This is a genomic window from Bartonella sp. AP57NXGY, from assembly GCF_042195805.1.
In the GTDB taxonomy this organism is placed as follows: domain Bacteria; phylum Pseudomonadota; class Alphaproteobacteria; order Rhizobiales; family Rhizobiaceae; genus Bartonella.
Genome location: NZ_JBHIOZ010000016.1, coordinates 13,711 through 24,989, shown reverse-complemented (window position 1 = coordinate 24,989; position 11,279 = coordinate 13,711). Strand labels below are relative to the sequence as shown.

General features: G+C 39.1%; 10 protein-coding genes. All 10 read right to left on the bottom strand.

All coding sequences use genetic code 11. The annotated features are described in order from the left end of the window. Window positions 1-493: cytochrome o ubiquinol oxidase subunit IV (gene cyoD / locus ACFIL8_RS03635; RefSeq protein ID WP_375688939.1), on the bottom strand; the 493-nt coding region annotated here is incomplete at its 3' end. Then, complete coding sequence (locus ACFIL8_RS03630) at window positions 493-1,161, bottom strand: cytochrome (ubi)quinol oxidase subunit III (protein ID WP_375649169.1); 669 nt, start codon at window positions 1,159-1,161, stop codon at window positions 493-495. The genes ACFIL8_RS03630 and cyoD, both read right to left, overlap by 1 nt. Beyond that, window positions 1,158-3,176: a cytochrome o ubiquinol oxidase subunit I gene (gene cyoB / locus ACFIL8_RS03625; protein ID WP_375611433.1), complete on the bottom strand. Its 2,019-nt coding sequence runs from the start codon at window positions 3,174-3,176 to the stop codon at window positions 1,158-1,160. Before cyoB ends, ACFIL8_RS03630 begins: the two co-directional genes overlap by 4 nt. A 76-nt stretch (window positions 3,177-3,252) precedes the next feature. Then, a complete protein-coding gene (gene cyoA / locus ACFIL8_RS03620; RefSeq protein WP_375611432.1) occupies window positions 3,253-4,224 on the bottom strand; it encodes a ubiquinol oxidase subunit II in 972 nt (323 codons plus the stop codon). 130 nt (window positions 4,225-4,354) lie between these two features. Further along, entirely contained in the window at window positions 4,355-4,807 is a 453-nt protein-coding gene (gene aroQ, locus ACFIL8_RS03615; RefSeq protein WP_375611431.1) for a type II 3-dehydroquinate dehydratase, read from the bottom strand. A gap of 54 nt (window positions 4,808-4,861) precedes the next feature. Beyond that, complete coding sequence (gene recF / locus ACFIL8_RS03610) at window positions 4,862-5,995, bottom strand: DNA replication/repair protein RecF (protein ID WP_375612886.1); 1,134 nt, start codon at window positions 5,993-5,995, stop codon at window positions 4,862-4,864. Between the two features lie 20 nt (window positions 5,996-6,015). Then, a complete protein-coding gene (dnaN, locus tag ACFIL8_RS03605; protein ID WP_375612831.1) occupies window positions 6,016-7,137 on the bottom strand; it encodes a DNA polymerase III subunit beta in 1,122 nt (373 codons plus the stop codon). Window positions 7,138-7,323: 186 nt separating this feature from the next. Beyond that, the gene (dnaA, locus tag ACFIL8_RS03600; RefSeq protein ID WP_375611430.1) at window positions 7,324-8,895 is read right to left on the bottom strand and encodes a chromosomal replication initiator protein DnaA; all 1,572 of its coding nucleotides are present in this window, start codon (window positions 8,893-8,895) and stop codon (window positions 7,324-7,326) included. Window positions 8,896-9,596: 701 nt separating this feature from the next. After that, complete coding sequence (rpsT, locus tag ACFIL8_RS03595; RefSeq protein ID WP_375612830.1) at window positions 9,597-9,863, bottom strand: 30S ribosomal protein S20; 267 nt, start codon at window positions 9,861-9,863, stop codon at window positions 9,597-9,599. A gap of 237 nt (window positions 9,864-10,100) precedes the next feature. Further along, the coding region (locus ACFIL8_RS03590) for an aconitase family protein (RefSeq protein ID WP_375688936.1) at window positions 10,101-11,279 on the bottom strand (1,179 nt) is incomplete at its 5' end.

Sequence of the window (11,279 nt, the reverse complement as noted above, 5' to 3'; positions counted from 1 at the left end):
GTGCTTGATCTACAGGAGTTTGCGTACTTGCACCTTGCTCCATCGAAACCTCTGAGCCCTGTATCTTTTCTGGCTGTTTTCTTACGGATATATCTTTGTTTGATAACTGCTCAGACACTGAAGAATCATCTCTACTTGATATTTCCGGTTCAATAACACGTCCTGAACCACCCATCATATTATAATTCAAATGAGAAATAGCCCACCAAGTTCCCCCAATAATAACAAAAACGCAAATAGCAGCAAACCACAACGCGCTTAAATTCCACTTGGCGTCTGGACCAGAATTCAAGTGCAAAAAGAAAACAATTTGTACTATAATCTGAATAATCGCCATCCCAATAAGATACGCAACCTTTGTACTAACTGCCCAACTTTCCATCATTCCATACATCACAGGAATAAAAGAACCCAAAGTGAAAAATACAGCCAGAATAAAACCAACCAAATAGGAACCAGTACTGGGACCATGTGTTTCATTTTGCACGCTCATCACAACGCTCCTAATAGATAAACCATGGTGAAAACACCAATCCATACAATATCAAGTAAATGCCAAAAAATGGAAAGACATGCTAAACGTGTTTTATTGTTCTGATCCAAGCCATTACGACGAAGATGAAAAAACATCACAACCATCCAAAGAAGGCCAACACTTACGTGAAGTCCATGGGTGCCAACCAAGGCAAAAAATGCTGACCAATAAGCAGAGAGAATTTCCCGTCCAAAAAGCTGTAAACCTGTTACAGGATCAATACCCGCATAAGCATTTGGATCAAAATAAAAAACCTCACTCAAAAGTTCATGAAATTCGTAAAGTTCCATACCAATGAAGCAACACCCCAATCCAAAGGTAATAGCCATCCATAAACGCACACCACTGATGTTATTTTTATGTGCTTGTACCATTGCAAAGCCATAAGTGACGGACGAAAACAACAAGAAAGCAGTCTCAACCAAAACAAACTTTAAATCTATAAACTCACTGCCCGCTTTACCACCACCATAAGAAGCAGAAAATACAGCAAAACTTGAAAACAGTGTCGAAAAAAGGATTAAGTCTGAAAGAATATAGACCCAAAAACCAAACGTCATTACCGAGCTACTATCGTGGTGAAGTTCATCTATAGTACTCGCGTTATTCATTGTTACAGCACTCATACTGTCACTCCTTGTTCTTTAAGAACAGCCGTAAAGGCATCTTCAGTTTTTTGCACTTCTTCAGCTGGAATATAGTAACCATGATGATCACCTGTTAATGAATGACACACAAGCGTTGCAATAAAACCAACCAGTCCAACCGCAACAAGCCACCAAATATGCCAAACAAGCGCAAAACCAACAACTAATGAGAAGAAGCCAGCAATAATTCCAGCCGATGTATTCGATGGCATATGAATTTTTGTAAATCCACTTGTCGGCCGTTGATAACCACTTTTCTTCATATTCCAATAAGCATCATCAGACTGTATCTTTGGAAGGAGGGCAAAATTATAAGAAGGAGGCGGTGAAGAGGTAAACCATTCAAGTGTACGTGCATCACCCCAAGAATCATTTAATGTTACCGGTAAGTGCCCTTTATGCTTAATACCGTACCAAATCGCCAAAACAACCTGTAGCACAAAACAAAGGATACCAAGTAAGATAATACAAGCACCCAATGCAGCAATAATAAACATCGGCTGCCAACTAGGTTCCATGTAATGCTGCAAACGACGCGTCGCCCCCATTAAACCAAGCGCATAAACGGGGAAAAAGGCAAGGTAAAAACCAATAAACCAACACCAAAAAGATGTAATACCTAGTATGCGATTTGGTTTATAACCAAAAACTTTTGGAAACCAAAATGCAATCCCTGCTAAGTACGCAAAAACCACACCTCCAATAATTGTATGATGGAAATGTGCTATCAAAAAGAGCGAATTATGAAACTGCCAATCAGCAGGAACAATAGATAATAAAACACCTGTTAATCCACCACCAACAAATGTAAAGATCATACCCATGCACCAAAGCATAGGAGGCTCAAAGCGAATCCGACCTCTATACATCGTAAGCAGCCAATTAAAAACTTTTACACCGGTTGGAACTGCAATAATCATCGTAGCAATACTAAAGAAGGTATTTACAGCTTCACCCCCACCCATTGTGAAGAAATGATGGCCCCAAACAAGAAGCGAAAGAATCAAAATAACCAACATGGCCCATATCATTGAAGTATAACCAAAGAGGCGTTTTGAAGAAAAAGTTGATACAACTTCAGAAACAATTCCAAAAGCAGGAACAACCAAAACATAAACCTCAGGATGACCAAAAACCCAAACATAGTTAATCCATACCATCGGATTTCCGCCACCAACATTGGTAAAGAAATTCATGTTCAAATAACGATCACATGCCAAGAGTGCAAATGCTACAGCCAAAACAGGATAAATGACTACAATAAGAACATTGCTGACAAAAGCACTCCAACAAAAAATAGGCATTCTCATCATTGTCATTCCAGGAGCACGCATTTTAATCATCGTTGCAATAAAATTCACTGATCCCATTGTTGTTGCAATACCAGAAAGCTGAAGTGACCATAAATAATAATCTACCCCTGTATCTGGACTCGTTTGCAATTCTGTAAAAGGTGGATACATCAACCAACCACCACGACCAAAATTCCCAACACCTAGGGATATGTTAATCAATATCGCCCCTGCAGCCGTAATCCAAAAACCTAGATTATTTGCAAAGGGAAAAGCAACATCACGTGCACCAATTTGAAGTGGTATAAGATAATTAAAAAGACCAAATAAAATAGGCGTGGCCATGAAAAAAATCATGATCGTACCATGCGCCGAAAAAATTTGATCAAAATGCTCAGGGGGCAAATAACCTGCTGTTTCACTCCCAAGAGCTAAAGCTTGATGCGTTCGCATCATAAGTGCGTCCGCAAAACCGCGAACAAGCATAATAATTCCAAGAACGATGTACATAATACCTATGCGTTTATGGTCAACCGTTGTAATCCAATTTCGCCATAGAATCCCCCACCACCCAAGTACTGTTAGAGCAATAACAGCAATTAAACCAACCAAAACAATCGCAATACATGTATACAAAACGATCGGTTCATGTGCAAGCGCATGAAAAGCACCTGCCGTAGGATCTGTAAGTCTTCCAAACATTTCTCAACCCATTTCAAATGAAATTCAAGTTTAAAAGAAACCTTTGTTAAAAGGGCTCTTTACTTTATTGACTCTGTTAAATAACATCAGGATCAAATACTGAACATAGTGCACCCCATAGCGTCTGAGCAGCAGCACGTTTCATTAAATCTTCATTACATACCGTCTTTTCATCGACACATCGATTAACAACACGATAGTAAAGCCGCTTCTCAACAGGTGCAAAATAACGAACTTCAGCATCTTTTTCCTTCGCAGCAATATCACCCATACGAGGCGCAATAGAAAGTTGACGATAAGATGAACGATCAAGTACTCGACCATTAGCCCGAGCTTTTACAATCCAATCCTCAAAATCCTGCAAAGACACAGAATGCCACTTAAACCGCATACCCGAAAAACCATCACCACTATAATTTGCTGAGGCTCCTTTGAATACTCCTTGCTCTTCAGCGACCAAATGCAACTTAGCATTCATCTGCGGCATAGCGTAAAGAACTGTACCCAATTTGGGAACCCAAAAAGCATTGACAGAATTCTCTGACGTCAATTGCAATAAAACTTGACGTCCTTCAGGCGCATAAATCTCATTAATCGATGCAACACCGTATTCAGGATAAATAAAAAGCCATTTCCAATCAAGAGCAACAGCATCAATCTGTAATGGCTTTCCTTCACCTACAACTTCCACTGGAAGAGGATTTGTAGGTTCAAGCTTATAGGTATAATAAGCTGTTAATGAACCTAAAACCATTACAATTACAACTGGAATACCCCACATCAATGCTTCAATTTTATTTGAATGTGCCCAATCAGGAGAATAGTCCGCTTTCATATTCGATGCACGATATTTTATAGCTAAAAATACCACACTCACCATAACTGGGATAACAATACAAAGCATCACCACCACACAAACAACGATCAAAATGAGCTGTTGACGTGCAACATAACCTGATGGCTGCATAACATCAATTTTACAACCAGACAAAAGCAGTGCTCCCCCTAAAATCACAAGCATTTCTAATTGTCTAACAAAGCTTTTCATCTCTATTTACCCCCGTCATACGCACTAAAAACTGTCATAAATATATACCTCACATTGTACAGATTTGAAAATAATTATCAAGAGAATTAAATGCCTATATTACTCTTATTAAATGCTTACTCTTTACCTATCACAATTTAATTGTTTTGCTTAATTGTTTTGCAATATACTCAAGTGCAAACCGATATCCATCACCTCCACACCCAGTTATAATAGCGTCTACACCTGCAGATGTATAAGAATGGTGACGAAAAGCTTCACGCTGATAAATATGAGATAAATGAACTTCTACTTTCGGCCCTGAAAACATTTTTAGGGCATCAAGAAGTGCAACAGATGTATGACTGTAAGCCGCTGGGTTAATGATCAATCCAGAACTTGCCTCTATTGCTTCTTGTATCCATGCCACTAATTGCCCTTCATAGTTACTTTGATAAAAATTTATTATAATATCATTTTTTTTTGCCCATTCTCTGCATCTTTTTTCAATATCTTCTAGAGTTTCAGTTCCATAAATTTCTGGCTCACGTTGACCTAGAAAATTTAAATTAGGACCATTTAAAATCGTTATTATCTCTGACATAGCAAGCCTTTTCTTTCAGACCTATCACTTATTAAAAAAATATTTAGCATGTTTTTACGGCAATAAAGCTCCATCCTTAATCTCAAAGAATTCTGCGCGTCCTTTTAAGTCATCAAATAAAAGACGATCTGTTCCTGTCATAAATGTTTGTACAGCTAAATCATCAAGAATATCAAATAGAGCAGCACGTCGATGCGAATCAAGATGGGCAACCATTTCATCAAGAAGAAGAATGGGAGATCTTTCCGACATCATACCTGTTAGACGTGCATGACACAAAACTAAACCTGTTAGCAGCGCTTTTTGTTCACCTGTTGAACAAGATGTTGCTGCTCTATTTTTATCAGCATAAAAAACCTGCAAATCTGCACGATGTGGTCCTTCTAACGTCCGACCAGCAGCACGATCCATTGCGCGATTATGCCGCAATCGATCACAAAATTGTTCTTCAACTTCAGTTGCTGATATTTCACTAAGAGCTGTTTCTAAAAAACCATCAATTTGCAAAAAAGCTCGTGGAAAAGGTATCTGTGAGGGCATTTGTGTAAACATGTCATTTAAAAGACGAATAACATCAACACGCGCCGCAGAAATAGCTGTCGCCAATTCTGCCATTTGCTTTTCTAAAGCATCAAACCAAGCACAATCTTCATTTCCATCTAAAAACAAACGATTACGTGCGCGCATAGCTCTATCATAATCGGCTATGCGGCGCCTATGCAAGGGATCAATCGCCAAAACCATACGGTCCAAAAAACTACGGCGCTCAAGTGAAGGACCTGTAAAAAGACCATCCATAGACGGTGTTAGGACACTAATATGACAATAATCTGTTAGGCAATCACTCGACTCATTCACACCATTAATATGGACCTTTCGACTGTTATCGCTAACCTCAAAAGCTGTACCAATCTTTACTTCACCATAAAGAGCGCATTCAAGACGCGCAAATACAATAAATCCTCCACCACCACCATCTACAAAACTAACGTCAGAATAAACAGCACGCCGCAAACCACGACCAGGAGAAAGAAAAGATAACGCCTCTAAAAGATTCGTCTTACCAGCACCATTATGGCCAGTAAAAACCACATGCTGACCAGAAAAATGAATATTGAAAAAAGAATAATTGCGATAACGTAAAAGCTTCAGCTGCCTCACTGCCACTTTGTGCACATGACTGGCCATGCATTGCAAAACAACTGCCCCTAAACGCGAATAGGCATCAGTACATAGAGCACATCCGCATCATCATTATCACGAATCAGAGCTGGTGCTCCAGCCTCAGCCAACATAAAAACCATCTCATCACTTGAAAGCTGCCCAGCAATATCCAAAAGATAACGTGAATTAAATCCTATCTCAAGCGGTTCAGATGCATAAGTTACTGATAATTGATCTTCTGCACTGCCCGAATCTGGGCTATTAACAACAAGCCTTAACTGTCCATGCTCAATCGTTAATTTAACTGCACGCCCCCGATCACTTGAAATCGTTGAAACACGATCAACTGCAGAAGAAAAGTCCTGCCTATTAACAATTAATTCTTTATCATTCCCAAGAGGGATAACACGTTGATAATCTGGAAATGTTCCATCAATTAATTTTGATGTAAAAATCACAGAGCCTATAGAAAAACGAATTTTTGTCTCCGAAAGCTCTATACATACATCGCTATCATTTTCTTCTGAAAGAAGTTTTTGCAATTCTCCTACAGCTTTACGGGGAACAATAACACCAGGCATTCCCTCAACTCCCGAAGGAGCTTCCATCTCAACTTGTGCCAAACGATGACCATCAGTTGCAACCAAACGCAATTTCAAAACACCATCATTAATAATATGGAAATAAATACCATTAAGATAATAACGGGTTTCTTCAGTAGAAATGGCAAATTGTGTACAATCAAGTAAATGTTTTAAGCCTGATGCCGATAAAGAAAAACGATAACCAAACTGCCCAGGAAGCGACTCTGGAAAGTCTGACTTCGGAAGACATTGAAGCTGAAAATGTGCACAACCCGAAACCACGGACATTGTACCTGCTTGATTCTCATCGACGGATAATACAACTTCATTGCTATCAGGAAGTTTTCGAATGATATCATAGAGCAAATGTGCCGGAACAGTTGTTGCTCCAGCTTGTTTAACATTAACTGCAAAAGATTCCATAACCTCTAAATCAAGGTCTGTTGCTTTTAACTGTACACGGCCATTTTCTGCATCAATCAACACATTCGATAAAATAGGAACAGTATTACGGCGCTCTACCACACGGTGAACCCGACCAAGAGACTTGAGAAATTGACTGCGATCAACTGTAATCCGCATAAAAGCCCCGTATGATTTACTAAAAACTATAAGAATTCCTTAGAATTAAAGAATAGATCCCTTTAGAGAATCGCCTGCTAGAGTTTATTAAACCTCTCTTAAAATGGCAAGTCACTCCTGCATAAGAAAAAATAAATCTTTTCATTAAATTCTTTAAAGTCTCTCCAAAGAAAGAAACGATAAACACTATACAGCCTGTTCTCCAATCAACCGCTTAAGCAACTCAAGTTCCTTAGCCAAGGTCTGATCACCACAAACCAAATCTTCAATTTTACGCACAGCGTGTAAAACTGTTGTATGATCACGCCCACCAAAACGGCGCCCAATTTCTGGTAATGAGCGAGGAGTTAATACTTTTGCTAAATACATTGCAACTTGCCGTGGCTTCACAACCGTACGTGTTCGACGATTAGATAACAAGTCCTGTTTAGAAACATTATAATGGCGTGCTACCGTACGCTGAATTTCTTCAATCCGAATACGCTTAGGTTCACCAGGACGTGTCAAATGACCTAATAACTCATCAATCCGCTCTAAAGATAAATCAGACTCAAAAGATTGACGAAACAAGAGCTGATTAAACGCACCTTCAATATCACGCCCCGACCCTAAAACCGTTTTCGCAATATATTCCAAGATATCATCAGAAATTGATACCATGCCATCATCTTGTTGTGCCACCTTCAACCGCTGGCGCAACATTTGCAAACGCATTTCATAATCTGGTGCTTCAATTTCAAGAGCTACCCCTCCCTGAAGACGAGAGCGAACGCGAAGATCAAGCGATTCTAATTCTGCTGGTGGACGATCTGCAGCGACAACAACCTGTTTTGCACTATCAAGCAACATATTAAGCAAATGGCAAAACTCATGTTGTATCGACTTACCCTGCAAAAACTGCATATCATCAATAATCAAAAGGTCGATATCACGAAGCTGTTCTTTAAAAGAAAGAGCATCATTATCACGAATAGCTGTTGCAAAACGCCACATAAAATATTCAGCAGTTAAATAAATAACGCGCGCAGACGTTAAACGCTTCAATGCAGAAGCAGCAATCGCTTGAAGCAAATGTGTTTTTCCTAAGCCAACAGATGCGTGAATAAAAAGAGGATTAAAACGTAAGGCACTTTTATGCCCCTCTGCAATGGAACGCGCAGCTGCTAAAGCAACACGATTAGAAGCCCCCTCAACAAAACTTTCAAAAGTATAGCGAGAATCAAGTGGAGATCCAAAAACTCCCGTTTGAGAATTCTTAACTGAATGCTCTGCGCAACTTTCAACAAAAGATGAAGTCGCCTGCTCCTCTAGCACAACAGGAGGAACACTTCTTTTACAAACGACATCTCTTGAAACGCGTTCCATACCACGAACAATAACTTCAACACGAAGAATTGCTGAATTCTCTTGTTTCCATAAATGAGTCAAAAGAGAACCATAGTGATTATTAATCCATGAACGTAAAAAAGCAGTAGGAACAGAAAGCTTTACAAGAGTATGACTATATTCAGCAAGCTTCACACGTCCAAACCAACTGGTATAAGCCTCAACACCAACCTGCACCTTTAATTGCGCCATAACACGTATAAAAGCCGCCGCACTTTCCTCCTCTGAAACAATAGAATGCCCTATAGAAGCATTTCTACAAACGTTCTCATCACTTTCCGTCATCCTATTCTTTATTATGTTCTCTGCCGACAGGATATTTACCGAAACCCTTTTAAAGGAACTAGCTTTAGAGTTCAATTTATCCACCATCTTCCATCCTGATAAAAATAAAATTTTGTCCTGCCAAACAACTAAAATAAATCTAGCGAAGGCAAAACGCCCTACCCCAAATAAGATTACTCACCCTCCCCTAGGATAGCCTCATCACAACCCTACTAACAAAGATGACCAATAAGATTTACTTGCACTCATGATATGACCCACCCTTCTAAAATGGTAAACATATCCATTAAGAAAACTAAAAAACCGTCAGAAAACCTCTCCAACACAAAAGTTTCGAAAAGCCTAAATCAAAACATCTTGTATTCAACAAAATACAGAATAATGCGCTGATGTGACCCCTTCATGCTTCTTAGTCTTCATAAGAACCATACAAAACAGCAGAGGTAAAATGCAAGAGGTCAAAATAAAATCAAAAAACCCGAAAAAAATGCTTATATTAATGAGGACTGAAAAAAATATTGATTCAATTCATTTTTTTTCTCTAAATTTACCAATAATTAAAGAATCTCTTCAGATTTAAAAAAAAAAATAAAATGCTTGACAAAAAAGACTCTGTACAAATCCACAAAGCTTGTGGATAACCATACCTCCCCCTATAAACTTTCTCTCCTTTTTCAAGTGGAGAATCATTATCGATTCTTATTTTCAATAGAAACTTTTGAAATAATAAACAAAAAGCCAGCATCCTCATGGATACTGGCTTTGTTCTCAATTAAAGGAGAAAAAGCTTAAACGCTGAGAGCCTTCAAACGTTTAGCTAAACGCGATACTTTCCTCGCAGCAGCATTTTTATGAAAAACCCCTTTAGAAACTGCACGCATAATTTCAGGCTCAAAATTCTTAAATGCAATCTCTGCAGATGCCTTATCGCCACCCGCTAAAGCATCATCAAACTTACGTATAAAAGTACGAACGCGTGAACGGCGGGCCTTATTAACCTGTGCGCGCGCCGCAACCTTGCGCACCGCTTTTCGAGCAGAAGGTGTATTCGCCATAAATATAATCTCTCTTTCAACACCTTGGTAAAATAAGTCTCAATAACAACTCTACCAATATAAATAAATCCAACCCAAGCAAAACTATAAAGCTGCCTATAACCGTGTGGGTTATAGCGCAATCCTAAAGCTAACGTCAATTAGATTTTCAAAGATAGCCATAAAAAAACGAAGCCAAACTCTTTGATCCGCAACTTTATAGCTTAATAATAGATATTCCTTAACAAACAAAAGAATTTAAACGGCTAACTTACGCAAGACATATTGCAAAATTCCACCATGATGCAAATAATCTAGCTCATCTTCAGTATCAACACGGCATAATAATGGAACGGTTTTTACCGTACCATCAGAAAAAGTAATTTTCGCTACAGTCTTTTGACGAGGTTTCAAGTTATGAATCCCTTCAATTGTCACCTTTTCATCTCCCTTTAAGCCTAAAGATTTCCAACTTAGCCCCTCCTCAAAAACAAAAGGGACAATGCCCATACCAACAAGATTAGAGCGATGAATCCTTTCAAAAGACTGCACAATCACTGCTTTGACACCAAGAAGATTGGTCCCCTTGGCAGCCCAATCGCGAGATGATCCATTACCATATTCAATACCTGCAAAAACAACGAGTGGAATACCTTCTTGTTTATACGCCATTGCTGCATCGTAAATGGTTTGTTCTACCGCTGACGGATAATGAACCGTATAACCTCCTTCTCGACCATTTTCCCCTAACATGAAATTACGAATGCGAATATTGGCAAAGGTCCCACGCACCATAACTTCATGATTCCCACGACGCGTTCCATACTGATTAAAATCAGCCACTTTAACACCATGATCCATTAAATATTTTCCGGCAGGAGAAGCTGCTTTAATAGAACCAGCAGGAGAAATATGATCCGTCGTGATTTTATCACCAAATAAACCTAAAATCCGTGCATCTTTAATATCTGGTAAGATATCAGGTGTTTTCTGCATATCATCGAAATAAGGTGGATTGCGTACATAGGTGGATTGCTCATCCCAAGAATAGGTAGAACCCGTAGGAATCTGAACTTTTTGCCAATTTTCATCTCCCTTAAAAACATCTGCATACTTTTCGGCAAAAACCTTCCGCGTGACATTTTTTTCGATAAACTCCTGTATTTCTTGAGAAGTTGGCCAAATATCTCTCAAATAAATGGGGTGGCCATTTGAATCTTCACCTAGAGGCTCCTTGGTTAAATCTTTACACACCGTCCCGATGAGCGCATGTGCAACAACTAACGGTGGTGAAGCTAAATAATTCGCTTGCACATCAGGGGAAACACGCCCTTCAAAATTACGATTTCCTGAAAGAACCGCAGATGCAATTATACCATTGTCATTAATCGTTTTGGAAATAGCTGGATGCAAAGGACCAGAATTCCCAATACATGT